This window comes from Paenibacillus mellifer, assembly GCF_023195895.1.
GTDB classification, from domain to species: domain Bacteria; phylum Bacillota; class Bacilli; order Paenibacillales; family Paenibacillaceae; genus Fontibacillus; species Fontibacillus mellifer.
Genome location: NZ_JALPRK010000007.1, coordinates 126740 through 151146, shown reverse-complemented (window position 1 = coordinate 151146; position 24407 = coordinate 126740). Strand labels below are relative to the sequence as shown.

The following is a 24407-nucleotide window of genomic DNA, read 5'->3' as shown; positions in this document are numbered from 1 at the left end:
CAACCCAGTAGTTTATCCAGCAACTTATTACTAATGATTTCGAATCCTATAATGGTGAGTATGATGAGTAGTAGTAAAATAATTTTGATACTTAACTCTCCATTATGAATCATAAAGATATTAACACCAAAATAGATGGTAACAGGTATTGTGACGAACATCTCTACCGTCCTCTTTACTGGTCTTCAAAACGTCCCTATGACTAAGCCGAAAAAAGCCGCAATATAAATAAGAAAATTCAGATGAACTCCGCCATAATGCATACATCCAAAGATGATTCCATATTCGAATAGGATCAAAATTGATTTTAAAAATCTATATTTGATTAGTGCGGCCTTCGGGAATGTTTGGTTAGCTTCCATATTCTGATTTGCCGTTGACCGTTCTTTCATTTCCTCGTTTAAAGTTGCCTGTAACTTTAGCCATAATCAGTTGTGCTTCTAAGGGTTCCGCACCATGAATTCTTTCTAGGAATTTATCCCGTTGCTTTCCGACTAATATGGTAACTTGTTTACCGCACCAATAAATAAAGACCTTATTATCCTTTGTGACTTTATAAGAAAATATTTCTTCAGCTAATCTATTATGCTTGTCTATTTTGTTCAATACGAACACGACCTATCCCATAAAATTTGGGGACTATACCGCAATCTTTGATCCGCAGTAGGCCCCGGTAAGTTTTACCTACCCTTAAATGGTACAACTCAAATCAATACAACGTGAAGGAAAAAACAAGTATAGTCGTGCTTTAGTGACTCCTCCATTTGTATTACGAAACGCCCCAGCCTTATTGCACTTATCAGAATAAAATAGTATTGCTTCCCGAACTCTCACTGCCTTAAGCGACAAACGGCCGCGACCGCGAGGCTTTTAGAGCATGAAGGGTCTTGATATTCATTATTATCGATAAAATGCAACTGATCGCAGCAAGTCCCATCCAAATCAATATGGAATGCGACATCCACACCTCTATCACGAAATAATTATGGTTTATTAGATAAGGCCAGATCATGACGAATACCAAAAGTATAATTTTTAAGATTAGTGCGATACTGCTTCTTGTTTTTATTCTGATCCTTGTCTTTTCATCATGAAGATTTGGTTTGATTCCTCTAAAGAGTTTAATGGCTTGGAGACATAAGACAACGACTGCGATTAGGGCTAAGGATGAAAATACCAAATCAATTAATAAATACTCGTCATCATACCTAAATTTCCTCATAGGATTTCCATTCATATTTTCATATATATTATTAGCAATAAGCGAGGGCGCCGTTGAATTCAGATTGGCCAAAACAAATATGGCCTGCCGCTTATCTAAATCAATAATAACCTTTGAGGAATAATTCGGATTAGATCCATTATGACTTACAACATTACTTTTCGTATCCACGCTCCATCCGAATGAGTAGTATTGATTTTCATCTACGTATCCAGCGGTTTTGATGTCGACTTGATGAGATTGTTGGATCGCATTCAATAGATGATCTGGAATATCGCCGATCCCCATTTGGGCATTTATCCAGCGTTCCAAATCTTTTGAATTCGTGACCAAATATCCTGCCGCGATATTCCCATAATATCTAGGAGCATCATATTCTAAGCTTCTTCCAAAAAACACGCGATATCCTTGGGTAAGTTGATCAGATTCCTTTTCCTGCCCTGTTGAAAAATAACTATCCCTCATTCCTAAAGGGACCAGTATGCTATCAGTGAGGTAATCCTGATAACGTTTGCCTGTAACTTTTTCAATAATCATCGCTAAAATATCATAATTCACGGTAGCATAATGATAGGCTGTCCCAGGATACGTATCTAATGCGATGTCTGAAATATTATGTATGGTCTTTTCAAGCAAATCCCCTGTTGTGCCTTCTGGAATTAATCGAATACTCCACGGCGGAATTCCACTGGTATGGGCTAACAACTGAGAAATCGTCATATTCACTTTCTCCCCTTTAAGGGTTGGCTCAAACCAAGGAATATACTTTGTAATAGAGTCGGAGAGAGAGAGGTAGCCTTCATTTTCTAATAAAATAATGGCCAAAGCCGTAAATGCCTTTGTCGTTGATCCCAATTCAAATAATGACTCTTCAGTTACCCTCTTCTTATGATTGACATCTGCATATCCGAAATTCTTAAATTCGGTCTTGCCCTGCTTTGATACGACCATAGCCACTCCTGGAGTCGCTGATTTGGCCATTATGGTTTCCACCATATGATCCGAATTGTCATAGTTCCCTGTCCTCACCAAACTCCCGAGTTCATCCCAACACACGATAGTAGTAATGATTGCGATAAGTAGGATGACATATCCCGTTGATCTGCCTGTTTTACTTCGTATTTTCTTCATTGTAGTCTCCCTTGACTGGGCTTCTTCCATGATTATACATCTGAACTTACAGAGAATTAGTTATATTTTTCACTCCGGAGTTCTTCAAGCATTAGACTCTAACCACTCTTGATAAAAAGACAGGTACTCATCCTTAAGATTTATATTCCGCACAGTACCTGGGTACAAAAAAGATCGGCATTATTTTGAACGGATTTTTAATGGTAAGTATATTTGCTGTTGGGCAATACCAAGCGCCTTATCAAAAGCACCACCGGGGTTTGGCATATTGCACATTCCACTTTTAGGAAAGTCGCCATATTCAAAAATGTCGCTGTCTTCTATCCATTGCATCATATAAGTAACAGTTTCGTTTAGGTCAGCATTGTTGTTTTCATCCCCTGTGGCAACTAAGAACATACCCCCTGGAAATTCAATGATATCGTAAGGGTCAACGTCCGCTTGAGTAACTTCATCCTTGATGGCTGATATAAAAACATTTTGCCCACACCCCCATGTTTCTTTATCGCCCTCATGCCATAAAAAGTCCGTAGGCTCGTAGATATGCTCTTGTACTAGATGGCGGTGAGACTCTAACCATTCGGCAAAACCGTTTTTGCCAAAGAGTTCATCGAATGTTTTCAAGCCTGATGAAACCGCACGGAACTTCTTGATCTCAATCCCTCGCATATTTTGAAGTTTGCTCATATTAATCATCCCCTCCGATGATACAAACTGTGTATCAGCTTATTAATTGCCTACACTTCTACAATTCCAACTGCCGTATATGGATAATCAAGCTGCTTCTTCACAACATTGGCCGCTTCCGCTCCAGCAAACAATTCAATAATAAATAGTCCTAAATCAATTGATGTTGTTACTCCTCCAGCTGTTATGATGTTACCATCCTTCACAATCCGGGATTTCATTACCTCTAAACAATAAGGTTCTAGTAAGTCATATACATTGGGGTGAGTTGTTGCTTTCTTATCTTTCAAAAATCCCGCAGCTCCCCACAATAATGAACCTGTACATACCGATATTTTATACATAGCCAGCTCGGCAGTCTTGATCCAGTCAATGAAGACTGCATCATCTTTAAGCGTTCTTGTTCCCATTCCTCCTGGAATAAAAACAAGATCATACTCAGATAAATCCGGCTTAATGACATTTACCTTTACCTTCATCCCAAGTTCATCCGTAACTTCCTCGACTACACCACAAATATCCCATGTCGTTCCTTTAGTCTTGTCAAAAAGGTTTAAACGATAGATAACGTCATAGAACCCGACAAAATCAAGGAATGTAACTCCGTTGAATAAAACTAATGCAATCCTCATCGAATCATCTCTCTTTCTATAACTTTGCAGGTATTTCCTATAACGTTCTTGTATCACGAAACGCCCCAGCCTTAGATCGCTCTTATCTTAGGCTGGGGCGAATAACACCTATTAAAGATTGATATGCATTTAATGATTTCAATATCAGTTCTTCATCCTTTACACCATTATGAACAAAAAGCTTAAGTGGAAAAAAGATCCCTTCCATGATTGATGTTCTTATATCCTCCATGAATTGATCATAAGTATATTCGCAGGGGATCTTACTGCAAATTGAACGGTAGTACATTTGAAAAATATGTAAGGTCATTTCCCCACCATGATATAAATCATGAATAAATAACATGACCAAGTCTTCTGTACAAAGCCCAACCCTGACTGCTTCAAGGTCAATTATGTAAGGCCTTGCATTACCTATTAACGGATACAACATATTGCATACATTCAGATCACCATGGATGAATGAAGTATGTTGATTAGTAGTTATACGTTCAATGTGTTTTTGAGCGTTCTCGCGTAAATTCTGTAGACTCTTCTCATATACTTCGAATTGATCATCTCCAAGGTTATATGTTTGAGTTTTCCTAAAATGAATATAATCTCTTTCCAAATAGCCAATATGCTTTAAATATTCCTCTGTACTCTGCAAATGCTGGGGAGCAGATAGTTCTCCCCTTCCCCAAGAGACCGCATGAAATTGTGAGATCATATCAATAATGGTTTTTAGTTTATCGGGGTCAATGGGTACCTCCCAATCTGCTATATTACAATGTGTCGGTGTTAAATCTTCCATCAACAATATACCTTCATGTTGAGTTTGATCATACTCATTGTAAAAAACCTTTGGAATGGATACATCCTTGTTGGAATAGTAATTGTAAATAATATTCTCATTTGGAACAGACGTAGATATCGTGTTTTTCTCTAATAAAGGAACAATCCTATTGTCTCTCGTGTGTACATCAATTTTATTCAGCGATGCCCGATCTCGAGTAATATTCTCTGTCCTTCTTATATCAAGAACCTTAAATTCATTTTGATCCCTTAATATCTCAAATAATTGATTGTCGGTTAATGGCATTTACGTTTCTCCAATCTTGCTTAAATTTCGCATAACGTAATTGTGTTCACACCGTCCAACTCCCTTAAGCCGAAGGGCGGCCGCGACGCCAGTTAAGTATTGGGATGGATCTGGCTGATCCCTCTTCCCTGCTACAGAAAACTTCTCCTTCGAATCAGCTCTCGATCCATTCAATCTCTTTCATTAACGGTTTAAGATCTTCTCCTTCAATCACGATGACTGTCATTCCAAGTTCTGATCCTGATTCATGTATTTCTCCTGGTTCCCAAAAAACTGCCTTTCCAGATTGAATGTGATATCTTAAGCCTTCTTTACCTATTACCCAGCCTTGACCATTCAGTACTATAAATAATTGGCTTATTGGCGCTGGATGTGGTCCTAATATTCCATCAGGTCCTATATATATGCATCCGATATGTATTTGATTGTTAGGTTGAATGATTTTTGAGAAGTTAGAATTTTTACTATTGAATTGAGTTATTTCTCTACCGGTTTCTTTATCAAAATCAAAGATTCTCAATAAGTTCACTCCTTAAAATCAACAAATTAAAAAGTGAAAATACTATTTACTGTTTTGATTCCTTTGTTTTTGAACCCTTCAGGATTTTCTTTAGCCTCTCTTAGGCTATACTCGTAGGAAATCCACTCATAATTCTCAAATCCCAATAACTCTGCAACTTGCTGGACCGGATTTCTTTCAAATAATTCTTCAAAATCGGAAACATAGAATACCTTTGTTATATCTAATGGGGTTACTGTCTTTTGTTGATATGGATTGCTATTTACCAAATCAACAAAACGTTCTCTATTATACTCATCTTGATTGATATCAATTTCTTCTTCCCAATTACACTCATAGTGGAATGTCCGTTTCCTTCCATCATAAATACTAATTGACCATCCATGATCTTCTGCGTTTATTAAGTGCACTAATACTCCTTTGTTTTTATTGATTAATCTCTTATTAGGCTGAAAACTGCGACCACTTGGAACAATAGTTACCCAGTTGTAACTTGAGGGATAAACAAATCCTCGCAACCAAGCTTTCTTCAATAGCTTTATACCTTCATTCTGATCTATAGAAAAAAGATGGTAACTCTCACTGAATTCACTCATTCACTTCTCTCCTCTTTTTCGTTTTTCATGGCTTTCGCCAGTTTCATATAACGCTGTTGTATTCACGAACCCTCACTGGCTTAAGGGGCCCCAGCCCCGGGTCCGACGGACTTAGCCAGTGCAGGGTTGTCTGCTAATTCCACTTCCTCAAAATGCCTCTTGCAGACCTAGGGCCGCAAGGCCCACCGCGTGAATACAGTGTTATCTGATGGCCCCGATACTTGAAATATTGGCATACTAATTGGTTTATTCTTGTTGATTATTTTTAAATTTCTCTTCAAATTGCTTATTTCTTAATTTAATTTCTTCGAGTTGATTTTTTATAATATTTGAGATCTTTATCAAGTAAATAATTCCACCCAGAATACATAATGCTCCTATCCAATAATTTAGTGTTAAATTTACATGATAATTCTCGGGATAAAACGAACCAGCGGCTGCTGATTGGTATGCTGCAAAACCTAACTTTGGGATTATTTCTTCTACGATCTTAGATATTGTGATAATACAAATACCTAAAATAATAAAGATTAAAGAGAACCTGAATTTAATGTTTTTCATGAAATTCACCGACCTTGAATTGAGATATTCTATCGCACTTCGGGGCTTTCAGATAACGTGCATGTATTCACGACGTCCGACGAAGTCGGATGTTTCCGCCTTCCCGAGGTTCATACAACGTTCTATTTATCTGTTTAGATTTTAGATAGGTACTTAACGTTAATCCAAATAAGATACTAAATAAAATTCCTACACCGTATGGCCCCAGAAAGTAAAATGAAACTAATAAAACAAATAAAGCTATTAGCATCCCAGCGATAGTCATAATTTAATCCTTTCTTATTGTTTGCGGAAATTTCGCCTAACGTTCTTGTATCTACGAACCTGAGAGGCATAAGGGAGCGCATGCGACCGGGTCCGACAGACTTAGCCAGTGCAGGGTTGTCTACTGATTCCACTTCTCTGAAATGCCTCTGCAGACCAAGGGCCGCTAGGCCCGCTGCGTGAATACGGTGTTAGGTGAAGGTTCTGACATCCTCGAAATACTCAAGCGTATTTTATTACATGTTCATACAAGGCAATACATATTCCATCAGGCATTGTCATACGCTTAACTTGATTAAATTTGTTATCTTCATATAGTCTTATAAGGTTAACTCTATCTGCATAGAACTCAATTCTTACGTATTTTTTATTTCGTCTCTTAGCTTCATTCTTAACCCAATCAATAATGTAGTTTGAGATTCCCATCCCTGCATATTGTCTACGCACCCCTAGTTTCTTAAGGAATAAATCTTCTATTTTATTCCCTTCAGGCCACCAAAACTCATTTTCTTCCTTTAACATAAAGGCTCCCGCAGGCTCATTATTATTGAAACAAATATAAAAATCTGTATCCACGTTATTCCGAATAAAATTATCATATTCCAATCCCTCTAAACTCCACATTGGTTTATCAATTTCCTCCAACCAAATCGCAATCTCCTTTAATATTGAAAGGAATAGTTCCAATTGGTTTTCGCTAACTTTTTCGATCTTTAATTTCATAGGTCACCTCTAAGTTAAGAATTTAATGAATTGAATTTTTATTAATCTTTCAGAACTTTCATCTAACGTGTTTGTATTCAAGAAACGACCCAGCCTTAGATAACTCTTATCTTAGGCTGGGTCGTTTGTTGTCTGAGCTGAGCTTCTTCCATGATTATACATCTGAAAACCAAAGGGCGATAGCCCTGCAGCGTGAATACGGTGTTATACGAACCGGGAGGAGGTGAGCACTCCCCCTAAAAGTGCCGAAAAACCCTTATATATCAACGGATTTTCGCGTTTGTAAAACCCTTCCAAAAGGCTGTAAATAACCCGAAATTTCGTGGAAGTTAAACGCAGTCGTACATCCAAATGTTTTACGAACCTCCCCCTGCTCACTTCGTATATCTGCTTTGCTTCGCATATCCAATAAGGGAGGAAATGCGAAGTGTCTCAACCTAATATGATCGATTGGTCAAGCCTGGTTCATTTGTTCCTCATGGACTGCAAGTCCAGAAACTTGGCCAAGACGACTATTCGCCGTTATCGGGACGGATTGAAAAACATCGAACAGCACTTAAAAACCCAAAATCTCGAATGGTTTGATTTGACTTCCGATTTGTTAAAACATCGCATCATCCCCAGTATGCTTGATGGGGCATTGTCCCTGAGAACCGTCAATTGCAACCTGGCTATTATCAAAGAACTTTTCGCGTTTCTCGTGGCTGAGAAACAAGCTGATTGCAATATTGCGGATGGACTAAAGCCTTTTAAAGTCCAACCCTCTTTGATGCATACTTTCACGGATGCTCATTTGACGCGACTGTTCACTCAACACGATCGTTCAACATTTACTGGCTTCCGTAATTACATGATGATGTTGATTTTGCTTGAAACCGGCATACGCCTGAACGAACTCACTCAACTCCAAATCACAGATGTTCTATTAGATGAAGGAATGGTACGTGTTCGGCATGGGAAAGGCAGAAAGGCCAGAATGGTGCCGATTCAGCGAATTGTATCTCATGAGTTACATCTTTATTTGCTGGAGCGAGGAACGTTGTACACGGATCGGCTGTGGATCACGTTGGACAATCGCCCATTCGATGAAGGTGGCATTCGAACCATGATTTCGCGGATATGCAAAACCGCAAACATTCAGGATGTTCAATGTTCCTGCCATACTTTTCGCCATACCTTTGCAAAAAAGTATTTATTAAACGGTGGCGATATTTTCTCGTTAAAAAATATTCTCGGGCACTCACGGATAGAAACAACTGAAATGTATGTTGAACTTTTCTCGCGCGATTTGCAGATCCAACATGAGAAGTTTAGTCCGCTGGAACAGATCATTCAGGAATTCCCCTCTATCTTCACCGAAAGCGAGGTGCATGGGGAATGACTATCGGACGCAGACAAAACAAATTAACAAAGGTCGATAAGGCGAGCGACGCCAAGCAACAGTTAAGCTATAGCGATCTGCTTCACTCTTTTATTCTCGATTGCAAATCAAAAAAACTTTCGCCACTCACGATTCGTTTTTATCAGGATAGCGCAAAACAATTGGAAGCTGCCTTCCGGGACCAGGAGATTGTACTGGATATTTACTCTGTCACTTCCCGAGATATTAAGAATCATTTTATTGCCTATCTATTCGAACAAGGAAAATCGGACAATACCGTAAATGGACGCATAAAGGCCATTAAGCAATTCCTGAGATATTTATTTGAGGAAGGCTGGCTCCTTCAGAATCTTGCAAACGAGATTCATGCCACCAAAGCTGAAAAGTTGATGATTCAAACCTTTACCAAAGAACAAGTCGTCGCCTTGTTGGAGCAACCGGTGCGAAATACGTTCTCGGGCTTTCGGGACTACACCATGATGCTGGTTCTTTTTGAAACGGGAATGCGAATCAGTGAATTATGTAATTTGAAGATTGGCGATGTCTTTTTTAAGGAACAAGAAATTCGTATTACAAAAGGAAAAGGGGGAAAAGCCCGCCGCGTGCCTATGCAACAAACGTGTGCTAAAGTGATACGCCGTTACCTGGATATACGTGGAGACTTGGAGACGGAAGCGCTGTTCGTAAACTTGAACAATGAAAAGATCAGCACCCGAGCGCTACAGGAGAAAATGCATGATTACGGTCTTGCTTCGAGCATTAATGGGGTAAGGGTATCCCCTCATACCTTCCGGCATACGATGGCCAAGTTCTATATCTTAAATGGCGGTGATCCGTTCACGCTCCGGCGAATATTAGGCCACGCCACGCTTAAAATGGTCGAATACTATGTTGAGCTATTTAGCAGCGATATTAAGCAACAGCACAAAAAGTATAGCCCGGTTGAAAACATGAAACGTATTATTTGAACCTTGCCATAAGCAGCAGCGAAGGCCATTCACAACGGAATGGCCTTCGCTCTTCAACCTGATTGAAATATTTAAATCAACCTGTTTTGATACAGTCGGCGCACGGGGGAAGATTTCGCATGCTTCGATTTCATTTCTGGACGCCACAAGTTAACGTAACGCTTCACCATATCCTGAGAAGTATGGCCGAGAATATCTTGCAAGCTATACGGATCGCCCTCATTGATAATGTACATTTTGGCGAAGGTATGCCTTAACGTATGAGGACTTACCCGAACGTTAGTGATTCCGGCATCTTTACCGTATTGATGTAGAGCTCCTTGAAAAGAGCGAACACCGAGCGGACGACCATCCAGTGTGACAAAAAAATGAGATGAGTGGATGTCCCCTCTTGCTTTGATATATCGGATTAAGAGCTTACGCACATCATCACAAAAAGGGATGTCCCGCGGCTTCTTGCTTTTCCCAATGACACCAAGAAGCTGATTCTCTTTAATATCGACCTGATTCATTTTGAGTTTTGTGATTTCGCCGACGCGCAGTCCACTGTCGCAAATCAAGGATAGAATGACAAAATCACGAAACCCCGTAAACGTGTTTTGATTCGGCTGCTTGAGCAGGGCTACAACTTGCTCTTCGGTGAAGGATGGAATGGTTGGTTGATGACCTTTGCGTGTTCGTAAGTGTTCTGCCGGGTTGTCTGGAATCCAGCCTTCTTCGTATAAAAATAAAAAGAAACGCTTGATGGATTTAATTCGATTATTGATCGTATTGAGCTTGTAGCCTTTTTTCTCAACCATAGCCATAATAAACTTATTTCGCAGCAAGTCAGTCGATACATGATAGATGTCGGCTTCGATCTCTTGCTCTCGCAAAATTCGCTCATAACATTTCAAAGTGCTCATTTCAAACTTTACGGTATCCTCGCTTGATGTTTCAGCGCGGCGGGCCTGAACAAATAATCTCACGGCTTCTTCCCACGTTAGCCGATAACCCGCGTTGGAAAACGATTCTACATCGTATAAATCATTTCTGCGTCGTTTATTCGATCTATCACTCTGACTTTGCCGAAACAGGCTTACAACATTTCCGCTCATCCTCGTCCCTCCAAACAGATGTACTCTGAAATCCCCCTCACTATTCGTTTCATTTTCCGGACAAAACCGGACCCTCTAAAAATCAATTTGTCAGCGTTCTATAGCCTCAGGCGAAGCAGATTGTCAGATTGAAATGCTCCCAAAGATCCGATCACAGCGTTTTCCAATGATAAACTTGTGCGGTTACTGCGACAACCAGATCAATCCACTTTCACCGGGCCTCGATTAAAACTAAGTTTTGGTTAACCGGCGAGGCCCGGATTTATTGCTATCCCTTCCCGCCGGGTCTGTCCGAAAGTACACACATGAAAGTCGCTTAAAGAGAAGCATATTGAAAGTGCCTTTATTACATGGATAAGAAGCAACAAATTCTCCCACAGCAAGCTGCGGGAGAATTCATTTGCTTCCATGTTCTAACTCCTGTACCTTATTCAATATGTCCCCTCCCGGATCACAATCCTCCGCAGCTTCTCGCACCAATTGGATATAAGTGGAGAATGACTTCTTGGTTATCTCATCCTCACATGTTACAACAAATCGCTCTAACTCCTCGGCGTAATCGCGCAACTTGTTCGCTTTAACCCAATTCTTCATTTGATTCTCAATGTTTTGTTTTAGTTTCTGTTTGCGAAGAATGTACTCTTCAAGTCGCTGAAGCTCCTGCTTCTTGGATTCTTCTATGGCTTCAAGACGTTCCTTCTCTTTTTTCTTTACTTCATATTCGCGCTCAGCTATATGTCTAGATACGCTTATCCCAATGGCATTTTTCAAACAATCTATGAGAATCTCACCTATTTGTTTTTCAAACGGTCGATCCAGGGTTTCATTAAAACAAAGGGATTGGGCCGTTTTATTTCTGTGTGCGTAACCGAAAATCTCTGTGAACTCCATCCTGAGCAAACCACTGGGGATCTTTTCATACATGGGACTTAAACCCGTCATACTTCCAGATTGTAAATTCGACAAAAAAGAACGTCTTTTGACCATAATTTCGATCAATGAGGCGGAATACTCATGGTCTAGTAATCGTATCCGGATATTGTCCTGTTCTCCTGCAAATACGTCCACCCTCCCACCCAATTCACTAATTGCATCAATTAAGCTATTCATAATTCCATATGTCCGATTGGCTTGCTTATCAGATACGTCTATGAACAACACAGCTTTGTTCCTGCGGTTTTCAACCTTTGAATTCCTTAGCGAATATGGATCAATCTCTTTATAAAATTGATGTTCTTCGTCACGTGCCTTGCGGTAAGCAATCTCTTCCTGATATTCTATGATTAACGGATGTAGGTACTTATTGTGCTTCACAGCTTGAATATCCTTGCACCATTGATTAAACTTGGTCATTGATTCCGGTATTAGCAGTTCAATTTTATCAAGCTCTTTTAGCTGATTTATCGGATAATTGTTCATGTCCTTTAGTTCTATAAAACCATGTCGCCACACCACTATTCGACCTCCTGACCGGAAAAAGAGAACCCGCCTCTTAGCAGATCATCAACTAATTCTTCAAGCTCAGCTTCAGAAGTCATCCCCTCAGGCACTAAGTAACGGCTCAAGTTATCATTTAGCAATGCTGAAAATGAGCCTAAGAAATCCGAGTTCTCAGGATAATCATATTTATATAAATACCTATTTCCATCTTTATAATGTCTATGAGAAAATCCCGTTCGGCTAGGAAGCCTTGACAAATGAATTCCAACAATGCCCGATCTAATCTCAGTAAGTCGATTGAAGTCCTCCTCGAATTCCCCCTTATAATTCTTCCGCTTGATCAGCCTTGAAATATCTATAGTAAACTTTAATTTATATTTCATTTCTTTCACTATTTTATGGATATTCACAACATCCTCTGCTGTTTGCATCAAATACTTTGACTTTCCACTTTGCTTCTGAGGTCCATTAACTAAAGCAATTTTTATGGTTTTATATTTTTTTAGGCTTTTTTCGAGAATCGAGTACTGCTTGAAAAACTCCTCTTCACCATAGGTTTGAGAGCGTAGAGGGGATAACAATTCCAGTGTGTCAGGCATACCATACTTGGAGAATGTATCCATCAGATTCTTTAAAACAACATCAAGTCGTGCTGCGTCTTTCCATAACAAATCATTGTCTTTCTCATAGCTCAGGCGCAAAATGTACGCTTCATTTGGAGCAACCTTTAAAGCACCTGTTGTCGTTTCTAGAAAGGTCATATTACTCTTGATATCTACAGGGTACATCATGCCTTTCGTCGTTACCGGCACTAACACATTAATCCGTTTTACCAGGCTCACTCTTCCTGTAGAAATACATAGATTTACATACTCAGGCCAGTAGCCCTCATCACTTGCATCATCAAATACCCATACATACATGATCAGCATTTCCAACTCGCCTTTATGACCATTAATAAAAGGACGATGTTCGTTCTCTCTATAAAGAACATCCATATTAAACGGATTATCATTGTATCTATGGTTGTAACGATTGATATAATAGAAATGCTCTGATTCCCTGGTATAAATGCGTTCAATGTACTCATCAAAAAAAGCACCTGTATAGCTTTGAGCAAACTCGAATAAATTTACGCCATAACTGCGGTACGTCTCTTTTACCCAACCAACCAGATTGTCATCCAAATACTTAAATCCGGAAATGGATGGTTTTTCTGTCTCTTTTGCTTTTATCTCTTTTGCCAGAATGATCAATTGATCTCGATACTGCTCAATTTCTGTTCCTTTCATTTTTGTACTGCTACAGAACTTATGAATCGTATCCTCATAATCCTCGGCACTGTAAATAAGATGAACGTATTTTCGTTCATACATCCATGACTTCAGTAATCGATCTATCCGGCTCTTTGTTTTTTTGTAGTATTGAATAACAAAGTCCTTACTTTCAGGAAAGAAGCCTTCTATCTCTTGGAAGATTTTTAATGCTGATTGTTCTGTTTTGATGTTCTCATAATCGTATTCTTCCGGATTCAGATAATGATTAAAATAATCCATGACATACTTCAGAACCGCGGACATATTTTCGGAATGATTTTTAAAATTGAATTCATCAAGGTTATCTTTTTTCTTCATCTTTATTATGTATTGTTCAACTGTAAGCATATAGTCCCCTCACTTTCAAATCGTCAGGATTCAAATACATAAAATTTCAAATCCATAGGCAACTTATTAATGATTTTCGACAGACGATAGGAATTTCCTGTGATAAAGTGTGTATAGTTAGTAAAAGTGGGGAATTAGGCATAAATAAAAACCCTTCCGAAGAAGAGTTTGATTTGAGTATATGGTACGGTCGAGAGTGCTCGAACCTCCACGGGGGGTTAGCCCACACGAACCTGAATCATGCACGGTAAAGGGAACCGAGCGGAAATCATGTCCCTTTAGGGGAACCAAAAAACTGCAGAAAGCCTACAAGATCAAGGGATTTCGGCGTTTCACATACCCTTTCCTAGTGCCACAAGGCGTCTCGGGAAATCATCAAAAAGTGAGCGAAACTGGACGTTTGAGAGAACTCGGAGAGAACGACACTCGAATCAGCCCTGCTCCACTACCATCGACAAATTTTAGCGGAGCAAAATTAATCGTTTAGCAGGAGTAAGTAGTCCTGTTTAACATTCTTCAAAATGAGGGAATCTAAGCTATCTTCAAAATCATAGTATCCCCACTCTTGAAGAGTGTTCCGAACAAATTCTTTAATGACTTTATCAATATTAACATCTTCATCTACAGTTGACGTCCAAATCGAATTACGGGAGTTAAAATGTACATCTGACATTGATGATGAAAAAACAACATCAGTATTTATACCCTCTTCTGGAGAATTACTTAACGTAATCCCTAGCTTTCTTAATCTCTGGCCTGAAACAATCGGACTATTTACGACTTGAGCTACTGAAACTAAACAAAGTGTTATTAACCAGTTAAGCGGAATGAAAGGGTTTATCGCCCTCCATTGGATCATTGCAACACCAACGTTATCATATCGAACTTGAAACACTGGGGCAGTTGTATCTTGCGTTTTACATGTTACTGAGACAAAATCTTTGCCATAGCGTTTTGAACCCACGTTTTCTGGATAAACGGACTGTAATACTGTGGTCGCCCAGTCAAATATATATTCCTTTTCATTTGTATTGAAGCTAGAGTAACCATCATCGTAACCGGCTACAATGCTCAACCAGAATCCATCTGCGTTAGCGTGACTTGCCAACGAAAGATAGCTATGAAAGTCATCTAATGAATTGGGTTTCGATTTTTCATTTTCTTGTATATCAATTAACAGATTACTTTCTTTTTTTTTAGTTATTTCTGAGGCAGTTACATTGAGATACTTTAATACCAGCTCTTTTATTTCACTAGTACTTTTGAACACATTGTAGTAAGAATTGTCTCTAATAGAACTTTGGTAAGCTCTCAGTGCTTCGAGTTGCATTGGGTCAATGGTAGATGGCGAATATTTTTTGTCTGAAAAATATAATGCTACTGGTTTTTCTGAGGATATAAACTGATTGATTTCCTCCACGGTTCCTGATTGGTCTTTACCCGTCGGACTACCAAGCTTTGTCCAAAACATGGCTATCATAATATCGGAATTGTGGAGGATCTGTTTATTTATGCTTTCTTGCGGACGTATATTTATTTCAGGAACAGTATCTGTCTCCCACATCCTGGGCATATAGATTAGATTAAAAAATTTTGAATGATCCCTGTTCCATTGAAGAACACAATCTCTGACTATCTCTCTCTCTTTCTTCAAATCACCCGGTGATGCAATTACTATTTCATAAACTTGCGCTGAATAAGCCAACTAACTCACTCCTAGAGTTATCATAATATAATAGTATCAGATATCCTAAACACCTGCATAAAATTATCAAACTATACTGAATACTCAAGAGGGTGTCTCCGATATCTCCGATATGCCGTACTTGACCTGGCTTTTGACCTTTCCTTTTGTTCTTGTTCTTTGTTTTAATCGTCTGCACTTCCGGAATGGCTTATCATTTCAAACTTCCTGGTCTTTGAAAAAAATCGGAACGCAAATAAGGAAAAGTGCGTCAATGTAACCTAAGACCACTTAGCTGCAGCTCTCGGCTCTTAGTAGCCATCGTTCGCTTACTCCGTATGACTGAACGAGCCTGGGGAGCCAAATAGTATCTTTTTATGAAGGACTAGAAAATAGGGGATATGGTATTATTGGAGAAAAACGAGAGGCAGCGTTAATAGTTCCTTAATCTAATGATTCGCATTAGCCTTATCGCTGGAATGTCGCCGTTCACGTACTTTGTCGGTGCATTATTCACCGTCAATGACGTGAGCGTAAACACTGGAATTTTTTCCGCCGCGATTCAATAAACGCGCCTTCCATTGAATCGCTCCACTGCAAAGTTTGGCTTCTTCGCTCCATAACGCCTTTAACCCACCAGCAGCATCTTATATAATGAAAGCCAGCTCTGCTAGGCTGTGTATTCTAACCTCATGACAACAAAATCATGGAGGAAGCTAACTTTAAAAAGCAACAAAAGTACACGTTAATTTATCGTAACGTGTAGCCAGTCGCCGATTATGTTTCAGTTTATTGAAGAGGCATTCGACCAAGTATCGCTCTTTAAACAACCACCAGTCGGTCGATCGTTGAACGGTACGATGTTTACAACTGGGAATCACAGAATTCGCTTGCTTTTCCACCAACAACGAGATGATTTTTATCAGTGTCATACCCACGATCAGCTAAAATGTGTTTGCCCTTGATATCAAGGGACTGCAATATCTCGTAACCCGCCACACAATCGTTGATATTGCCTGCCGTCACTTCCATTTGGAGGGAATTGCCCAGAGCATCCACAACCGCGTGAATCTTGAAGGTTAAGCCTCCTCGAGATCGTCCGATCGCTTGAATTGCTGCCCCCTTTTGCTCCCGCGCCATATTGGTGAGCACGGACGATGGAGGCATCAATCATGACACTTTCGGAATCAGGTTCAGTGGACAGCACCTCTAGCATGCGATCGAATATGCCCGTCTTCTCCCATCGGCGGAATCGGCTGTGGACGCTGCTCCAGGAGCCATAGTATTCTGGCAAGTCCCGCCACGGCACTCCTGAACGGATCACCCAAAGCATGCCATTGAGCATCTTACGGTTATCCGTAGCAGGGCGTCCTCTTTGGAGTTTTCGTTCTAGCGGCAAAAGATCTTTTAGTTGTTCCCATTGATCGTCTCGTATCGTCTTCTCATATGAATAATTTACCAAACCATTGCGGGTTTTAGTAGTTTGAATACACACCCTAGTACATAGAACTATTCAATTCTTTTAAATCCATAAGTCTCTAATTGGTTCCTGTCTTTTGCATTTAGTTTCGGCACAGCCCATATTAATGAATATTTAGCTCTGGTGCTTGCAACATATCCTATTCGTTTTGATTCGCCTTCCTCTTCCATCCACTGTTTCCAATGCCCACCGATACTCTTTTGATCTTTACTCGAAACGACCATTACACTTTCGAAACCACAACCTTTAGCAGAGTGGATTGTATTAATTCTTATTGACATAGAGGTCTCAAGCATTGATATCGCGTCGATGGCACTTTCTGCTGTACCTGAAGGTGTACGTAAAATAGGTAAACTATTAAAATCACGCGGATTTTCATCATATTCATTTAAATTTTTATATGTATTCAGCAAGATAGAAGGGAGTTGTTCCCTTGCTGTTTTATACCACTCACCATATTTTTTATTTTCAAAATTATTTATAAAAGAGTTTGAGCAACAGGCTTGAAGGAAATCCTTGATAAAAATCCGCCATCTGAATGCAGATTTAATATCAATTGGACAAAAATAATTATCTTTATTTTTCGATCCACCTAACCATTTTTGCAATTGCTTTCCTGCAAGTTCTAACGCCATTATTCTAGTTGATTGTTGTTTCGCTTTCCAAAGTTGAATTGCATCTAATATCAAATGAACGCTTCTTTGATCTAAACGTACTTGCAAATTTGATTTTAATGAAAGTTGACGAACTAAAATAGAGGAACTTTCAGGTTGGATATTGAATAGGTTTAAGAATGACAAATATTTTTCTTGAAGTACTTGTAAGTCATCATATTCATAGTAACAAACACTATTGTCACTTAATTTATTGTTGGTTCTTCCTGCTATTGTTGTTGTGATAGAAGATATACGATTTGATACATCAACAATCGGTTGACAGCTTCTAAAATTATCAGTTAATTTATAACAAATAAAGTTAGACAGGAACTCCTTTGTATATGTTGGGTTGGCATTCTTAAAATCGTAGATGGCTTGATTTAAATCACCAATAAAATGAAGTATGTTTCCAGCATCTTTTAATTTCTCAAGGATTTGAATTTCGATCCACGATAAGTCCTGACACTCATCAATTATAATTATTGGAAACCTCTTGGATATTATTGAAGCTACTTTTATATTTTCTTGCAAAGCCTTAAAAGCAATGTTATTCATATCTTCAAAATTTGCAAATCCATCTTTTAAAAATTTAACTTTGTCACTTATGAGTTGTTTCTTAACGTATTCAATTTTATATAACTCGTTATTATTATATTTATTTCGAGTATCTTGAACAAATCTCTGAAAGTTTTTTGAGTTATAGTATTCAGTAATAGTTAATTTGTAATTTTCGGAGAATTGTATATAGTAATCTTTTTTCTGATAATCATAATATATTTGATTTGCGTAAATACTTTCTTGTTTTCCAACTCCATAGACATAGGGAATTTTTGACTTATAATTCTCTAGCCAATGATTTTTAAAAGTATCCATCATTTTATCAACCAACCGATATGAAAAGTCGCCATTTCTCCCATTATTACCAAAAAATTTGTAGCCGAATTTTTGAGCAATAAATCCATGAAGAAATCCTGTTAGTGTCCCAATATAGTGTGGGTGTAATGAGGATAGTTTCGAAAATTGCTCAACGCGATTTTTTATTGTTTCTGTAGCTTCATTTGTGAACGTTAGTACAGCTATTCCGTTGTTTCTATCTGTCCATTTGCTTATTTCATATGACATCTTCATCCCAACAACTTCGGTTTTCCCACTTCCAGCGCATGCCTCTAAAAAAATGTTTTGCTTAATTGAGGAAAATATATATTGGAGCTGCTGCTCCGTCTTTTCTGAAATGCGGCAAACATACCGCTCTTCCTGCGACGATGATTCCTTGTTTGGATTATGAGAACAACTGTCGCAATGAAGAGGGTGGTCTTTCCTGCATAAAACTTTTGACAGTACCTCTTGCATTTCTTCTTTAGTCATGTAAATCACCACCACAAGACCAAATTACTGCATCCTCAATATATTTTGGGACATTTATCAGCTTGCTGATATTTTGCAATATTGCCGTCGAATTAGATTTTTCTGAAGCAATCTTAAACAGTTCATTATTGATTTGAGTTTCGATTATTTCTGCAAATTGTTGAGCAAAAGTTCCTTTACCTATATTCTCATCCTCAATATGCTCAATAATAAACTTTGCATCCTCACTCAAAAGATTCTCATCAACGTATTTATTATCGTACTCAATAATTTTTTCACAATCCTTACTTACCTTTCCATTTCCAGTAGGCCACAAAATTTTAAGCGTTTGCGCCATTAATTTTGTGTTTTTTTCCATAGCAAGATCATATTCAAAAGTTTTTAATGGCGAATGAAATAATCGTGCCCACTTGCTTTTGTTAACATCTTCAATTAATGCTAAGGCGCTATTGTTTCCTTTTGAAGTATTACTGGGAAGTGGGTATGTCTCGATTAACTTTTTTTTGGGCCTTCCGTCATCACTCAAAATTGGCATTCCAACTTTATCGAATAAAGAAATTTCCGTTTTCCCCGGATCATTATCAGTAATACCAGAACAACGGATTGGTAATGTTTCTTCTCCCGAACTATCATCACAATCGGAGAACAACTTCAAAAAATGTTTAAAATTAATGCCATTTATATTTATAACTGAGACCCCTGCCTCTTCCAAGGAACTCGGCAATGGTTTTTTTGAAGTTTCAATTACTGAAATATTATATTTTGCCAGCGTTATTTGCGCTAACACAGGAATTAACATGGCTTCACTGATACCTTCTACTAAAATGATTCCTTTTGAAAAAAGTAACGTTGATTTTGTAACATCTAACCACCGATTTAAATAACCTTTACTATTGCCCATATTGATATCTTTCAAAGCAGTTGCAACAAAATTCTCATCCTTTTGCACGATATGAATTAAGTTGTCTATACTTATTGATGAAGCTAAGACAGGGGAATGTGTTGTAATGACCACTTGAGTATTATGCAACATATCTGTCAACTGCTTTAGGTACTTAATAAATTTTACTTGCAATTGAGGATGTAAATGAGCTTCAGGCTCCTCAATCAGTAATACCGTCACCAAGTTATTGTCTTTTAGCAACTCAAGTTCGGCGAATACTGTAGCGATGTATAAAAGGTTGTTGTAACCTAGACTATTTGTTGCAATATCTCTGAACTTATTGGGATCCGTCTCTCCGCTAAGAGGAAAAAACACCATTTTAATACTCTCAACCACTTTATTAAAAGTTGTCTCTGCAAACTGCAAATTGACACTTTGTCCAAGATGACTTCCCAAGGTTTCCACTAATTTTGTGTTTATGTTCTTTTTAGCTGCTTCTATTTCATTATAGTTCCCATCAGCATTACTAGTGATTATGTCGTTAAAACCTTTGACGCTATCGACAAGTTTCTCTTTATTATCACCATATTGCTTTTTTAAAAGCTGAGCAAGACGAGATTTTTTTCCGTTCACTAATTTCTCTTCAGCATCTCTTAATGGTGGAAAATAAATGCAATCAATACATTCGAAGGTTTCTTCTTCGAAAATACTTGCTTTTGATTGTCCTCCCCAAATTTCTTTTTTATAGTAGCCTTTCCGGTTGGGATTGGCGTTTACTTCTAAATGGAGTTGTGCTTTGAACTCAGCATCACACCATGATAAGAAGGTTACTTCTTCATCTGGGGTTAATGAATCAAAGGTGATATCAATTTTAATATTTTCAGAAGAAACTTGTTTATCGAGCGATATAAAGAAGTCATCCTCCGATATATTCATATATGAAAACTCATTTTCTTTGAGAATTAACCTCAATGCATTTATTATAGTGGTTTTCCCTGATCCATTCTCACCGACTAAAACATTAAGTCCTTTGTTAAATTTTATTCGTGAGGTTTCCTTCGCATTTTTATACCCAGCCACTTTTAGCTCAGATATGTACATTACCCCACCTCTTTCTAAGCCTTTGAAATTTGATATACGTGTTAGAACTCTGGAAAGGTATCTTCATTCCCTTTATGTTTTGTACTTTTGGCTTCTGTCTTCAGGTTATATATAATTTCCACTTCAAAACTGACAACCTCAACAATTCGTATTTCATTGTTCTTTTCAAAATTAAACAATGCATAGTTTGTATATTTTCTATCGCTTACACCTTGATAAGCCACACCATGAAATCCAATTTCAGCACAGCAATTACCAATATAATTGGTTAGTAGATAAGCCTTTTTTAAGGGCTTACTCTCTTCGTTTATCTCATTAAAAAAACCCTGGAAACTATGATCAAACAAACCGATGTTAAACAACTTCAATTTTTTTCTCGTTTTAAAAAGAGCAATGTCAATATTTTCATCGTTTAACGGATGAATTTCATACGGGATGGCTTTCATTCGATTACTCAGATATAAAACAGATATGCCAACAGCATTATAACGTCCGTGCTGAGGCAATCCCTCGGGTGGATTCCAGATTTCATCTTCTCCAAATACATGTTTCCTATCTTTTTTTCGTGCCCTTCCCCTGAAAAGTTGAGTCCCACTTCTTAATGCTATATAGTCTCCCTTTTCATAATGTTTTTGCAGAAGATCATATACTTTTTTCCCCGTTTCATGCTTATATGCCAGAAGAGGATATTTCAAAAGATGCTGTTTAAACTCATGGAGTTCCTGCCAACTAAGATCAATATTATATTTTTGGGCAAACTGAGAAAACTCAATAAAGTCAAAGTCATCTAATCCAAATACCGAATTTGTTTCATATTCATCATATACTTGATCATAAGATTCAAAAGTACCTCCATCCGGATTATGGGAATAATCAATTGGCTCTTCACCATAGTGGCAAGTTTGACATCGTAGATGTTCAAGTATTAGCTTTTGGAACTTATCGTCTATTCCTTCCCCCCACAAAAAGCTTTCAACGGATTGTCCTGCGTTGTTTTCAATAAAATTACTCGGGTCTTCTTCATCTTTATTCCAACGATAAACATCATAATCAAGCTGCGCGCCAACACATTTGAAACACCCATAAATTTTTGTTGAAAGCTTGCCTCCGATTAACACGAAGATGGGTATGATCTTCTCTTCAAAATACTCTTCAGGATAATACTCAACGTAAGCTTCAAGCTTTAAATTACACAGTAAACAATTATACTTTGTTTTTTCTGTTTCTCTTATGATCCGAGGTCTTCTGCTAATACTTACTTTTATATTTAGCCTGTTAATGACTTCGATTAGATCGTCAAAACAACTCCTGCAAATGACGTAGCACTCGTTCATATCTCCCACTCGCCCATTTAGTAAAATTTAACATGGTGCAATATTTTTCATAATTCGACATATCTGATCAAAATCCTTTTATTCCTCCTCTTGTCTGTGAGATCGCACTGATAATTCGACGATCACGCACATTAAAAGGAAGCAAGCGGAAAGCATGTCCCTATAGAGGAACAAAAAACCTCAAAAATCCTATAAGGTCAAGGGATTTCGGCGTTTCACACCACCTTTCCCCAGTGCTACAAGGTATTGCGGGAAATCATCGAAAGGCGACTAAAATTGGACGTTTGAGAGAACTCGGAGAGAACGACACTCGAATCAGCCAACTCCACAACCATCCCAAATGTTATTGGAGCAATGGTTTTGAAAATTTCAGGGCTGTCCCATAAAGTAAGATTTGGCTCGCTTTGCGAACAACTCATTTGAGAATCAAAGAACATATATGAAAAATAACGGTGTATAGGGAGTTATCCCTGCGCCGCTTAGTCTACTGCCGCCTTATTATAAATTTATAAGCGATCGAAATCCGGCCGACCTCAAGACTCACCTCAGTCGCGAAGTATCAGGAGGCTAAATTTATTAATCGGTCAACCTATACCAGATCACCTTACATCGATCGTTAGTCTTCCGACGACAGTTCAATTTCAGTAATGCTTTCTTGTTCCAGCCGAATTCTCCGCTCCAGCATGGTTTGCATTACTGGAATCCAAGCTGCGTATCCAGGGTCATCCAGAGCCGCTTGAATTCGAGATGCATATTCATCAGATACTGAGGCGGCCTGCCGCTCGTAATTCAGGAGGACGGCGGAATTCATCCAAATTGGCTCCAACGAGGGAAACAGCCGAGTTTTGATAAATTCAAAAATGCGGATGCCCCCTAGATCAATATCCCCCCAATGCATGATTGGAATGGGCTTATCTCCCTTATCCACTGCATTCGACAACATTTTCAGGAAGTGCTGCAAAAGTCGATGGGGAAATCCCCCCGTGTAGATGATCAACTCTTCAGCAGCATATAATTCACGTTGTTCGACCCATTGATGGTAGCTGGACAAATTCTCAATCGTAATTATTCGACGTGCATCGGTAGTCATATCGTTAATGAGTTCAACCGTCTGACGGGATAACCCAACACCACCCATCAGTTCTTCTGTAGAAATCCAACCTCCGCTTTTACTCCGAGCCCTGAGAGGACCGCATAGATAAACATACTGCGGATTACGGGTTAGTCCGATGAAATCAAGCCATTCCTCATCTGTTTCTCTCTGTTCCCCCGAGGCTTGCTTCACTACATTTAGCAGTCGTTTTAATACTTCCCGTTCCAGATGCTTGGAATCCTGAAATAACTGCTGGCTAAACAATCTGAGTGAAACAACCTTTCCGTCAAGCTTCGACAGTTGTAGCAACGTCCGCACCAGATCAACGTAGCCAGATGGATTATCCAGATCGAGATATGACGTCTTTCCTTCCAGTAGTCCTGCCCGAACCCTTTCTCCCCAATCTGCAACCCAAGCCCACGGATGTTGTACAAGAGGTTCAAATATCTCTCGTAAGCGATTCAGTTTTTTTCTAAGCGACATTCTCCCGGAAAGAGAATAAGCTTCAACAAGCATGTCCCAGTTGAGATAAATGCGCTCAACTTCTTGAAAATTACTGAACTTTCCCCATCTCAAAGAGATGATTCCCTTGTACTCCAAATCAATCAGGATCTCGTTCATCCATTGACGTTTCATAAAATCCATTTCATCTGTATAGTCCGAGTTAAACGGACTTTTAGACATGACGAGTTGCGGCCGTTGTTTGCCAGGCTCTCCGCTTTGGAAGGACTGGCTCTGTTCATATTTTTCCAGAAGCGTACTTAGGAGCTTGCGAGAAAAATGTTGTTTGAAGGCCTCCTCCAATCGATCCGATTCAATCTGCACTCATTACCTCTCCTGTCTC

20 protein-coding genes and 1 pseudogene are annotated in these 24407 nt (G+C 38.8%); 2 read left to right on the top strand and 19 right to left on the bottom strand.

Annotated elements, in window-relative coordinates:
- Positions 1-351: 351 nt before the first annotated feature.
- The 9 genes from M0651_RS10185 to M0651_RS10145 all read right to left on the bottom strand — a co-directional run bounded on the left by M0651_RS10185 (position 352) and on the right by M0651_RS10145 (position 7417).
- Positions 352-606 (bottom strand): hypothetical protein, encoded by a 255-nt coding sequence (locus tag M0651_RS10185; protein ID WP_248551640.1) that lies wholly within the window; start codon positions 604-606, stop codon positions 352-354.
- Positions 607-838: 232 nt separating this feature from the next.
- Positions 839-2218 carry a serine hydrolase domain-containing protein gene (locus tag M0651_RS10180; RefSeq protein ID WP_282577859.1) on the bottom strand — a complete coding sequence of 460 codons (1380 nt, stop codon included), beginning with the start codon at positions 2216-2218 and terminating at the stop codon, positions 839-841.
- A 315-nt stretch (positions 2219-2533) separates the two neighbouring features.
- Complete coding sequence (locus tag M0651_RS10175; RefSeq protein WP_248551638.1) at positions 2534-3040, bottom strand: hypothetical protein; 507 nt, start codon at positions 3038-3040, stop codon at positions 2534-2536.
- Between the two features lie 50 nt (positions 3041-3090).
- A complete protein-coding gene (locus tag M0651_RS10170) occupies positions 3091-3672 on the bottom strand; it encodes a DJ-1/PfpI family protein (protein ID WP_248551637.1) in 582 nt (193 codons plus the stop codon).
- 82 nt (positions 3673-3754) lie between these two features.
- Positions 3755-4753, bottom strand: coding sequence for a phosphotransferase (locus M0651_RS10165; RefSeq protein WP_248551636.1), 999 nt, complete (start codon positions 4751-4753; stop codon positions 3755-3757).
- A gap of 154 nt (positions 4754-4907) precedes the next feature.
- Complete coding sequence (locus M0651_RS10160) at positions 4908-5273, bottom strand: cupin domain-containing protein (RefSeq protein WP_248551635.1); 366 nt, start codon at positions 5271-5273, stop codon at positions 4908-4910.
- Between the two features lie 26 nt (positions 5274-5299).
- Positions 5300-5869 (bottom strand): hypothetical protein, encoded by a 570-nt coding sequence (locus M0651_RS10155; RefSeq protein ID WP_248551634.1) that lies wholly within the window; start codon positions 5867-5869, stop codon positions 5300-5302.
- A 246-nt stretch (positions 5870-6115) separates the two neighbouring features.
- On the bottom strand, positions 6116-6430 hold the full coding sequence (locus M0651_RS10150) for a hypothetical protein (RefSeq protein ID WP_248551633.1): 315 nt from the start codon (positions 6428-6430) through the stop codon (positions 6116-6118).
- 486 nt (positions 6431-6916) lie between these two features.
- The gene (locus tag M0651_RS10145; protein WP_248551632.1) at positions 6917-7417 is read right to left on the bottom strand and encodes a GNAT family N-acetyltransferase; all 501 of its coding nucleotides are present in this window, start codon (positions 7415-7417) and stop codon (positions 6917-6919) included.
- Positions 7418-7844: 427 nt separating this feature from the next.
- On the opposite strand from M0651_RS10145, the gene M0651_RS10140 reads away from it, so the two are divergent.
- Together M0651_RS10140 and M0651_RS10135 are read left to right on the top strand one after the other, a co-directional pair.
- Positions 7845-8798 carry a tyrosine-type recombinase/integrase gene (locus M0651_RS10140; protein ID WP_248551631.1) on the top strand — a complete coding sequence of 318 codons (954 nt, stop codon included), beginning with the start codon at positions 7845-7847 and terminating at the stop codon, positions 8796-8798.
- A complete protein-coding gene (locus tag M0651_RS10135; protein WP_169284721.1) occupies positions 8795-9766 on the top strand; it encodes a tyrosine-type recombinase/integrase in 972 nt (323 codons plus the stop codon). Before M0651_RS10140 ends, M0651_RS10135 begins: the two co-directional genes overlap by 4 nt.
- A gap of 71 nt (positions 9767-9837) precedes the next feature.
- Here M0651_RS10135 and M0651_RS10130 read toward each other — a convergent pair whose 3' ends face one another.
- From M0651_RS10130 to M0651_RS24185, 10 genes and pseudogenes are all read right to left on the bottom strand, one after another.
- Positions 9838-10863 (bottom strand): tyrosine-type recombinase/integrase, encoded by a 1026-nt coding sequence (locus M0651_RS10130; protein WP_169284722.1) that lies wholly within the window; start codon positions 10861-10863, stop codon positions 9838-9840.
- 396 nt (positions 10864-11259) lie between these two features.
- Entirely contained in the window at positions 11260-12318 is a 1059-nt protein-coding gene (locus M0651_RS10125) for a hypothetical protein (RefSeq protein WP_169284723.1), read from the bottom strand.
- Positions 12318-13967, bottom strand: a complete 1650-nt coding sequence (locus M0651_RS10120) for a hypothetical protein (protein ID WP_169284724.1) — start codon at positions 13965-13967, stop codon at positions 12318-12320. The genes M0651_RS10125 and M0651_RS10120 overlap by 1 nt, the downstream gene beginning before the upstream one ends.
- Positions 13968-14442: 475 nt before the next feature.
- A complete protein-coding gene (locus tag M0651_RS10115) occupies positions 14443-15672 on the bottom strand; it encodes a DUF4062 domain-containing protein (protein ID WP_169284725.1) in 1230 nt (409 codons plus the stop codon).
- An 843-nt stretch (positions 15673-16515) separates the two neighbouring features.
- Positions 16516-16791 (bottom strand): transposase, encoded by a 276-nt coding sequence (locus tag M0651_RS10110; protein ID WP_372490922.1) that lies wholly within the window; start codon positions 16789-16791, stop codon positions 16516-16518.
- A gap of 7 nt (positions 16792-16798) precedes the next feature.
- Positions 16799-17146 (bottom strand): annotated as a pseudogene (locus M0651_RS24290) (IS5 family transposase); the annotation flags it as partial.
- A 14-nt stretch (positions 17147-17160) separates the two neighbouring features.
- Entirely contained in the window at positions 17161-19152 is a 1992-nt protein-coding gene (locus M0651_RS10105) for an ATP-dependent helicase (RefSeq protein ID WP_169284728.1), read from the bottom strand.
- On the bottom strand, positions 19145-21136 hold the full coding sequence (locus M0651_RS10100) for an ATP-dependent nuclease (protein ID WP_169284729.1): 1992 nt from the start codon (positions 21134-21136) through the stop codon (positions 19145-19147). Before M0651_RS10100 ends, M0651_RS10105 begins: the two co-directional genes overlap by 8 nt.
- A gap of 41 nt (positions 21137-21177) precedes the next feature.
- A complete protein-coding gene (locus tag M0651_RS10095; protein ID WP_169284730.1) occupies positions 21178-22470 on the bottom strand; it encodes an RES domain-containing protein in 1293 nt (430 codons plus the stop codon).
- A 616-nt stretch (positions 22471-23086) separates the two neighbouring features.
- Positions 23087-24388, bottom strand: coding sequence for a Wadjet anti-phage system protein JetD domain-containing protein (locus tag M0651_RS24185; protein WP_169284731.1), 1302 nt, complete (start codon positions 24386-24388; stop codon positions 23087-23089).
- Positions 24389-24407: the final 19 nt, after the last annotated feature.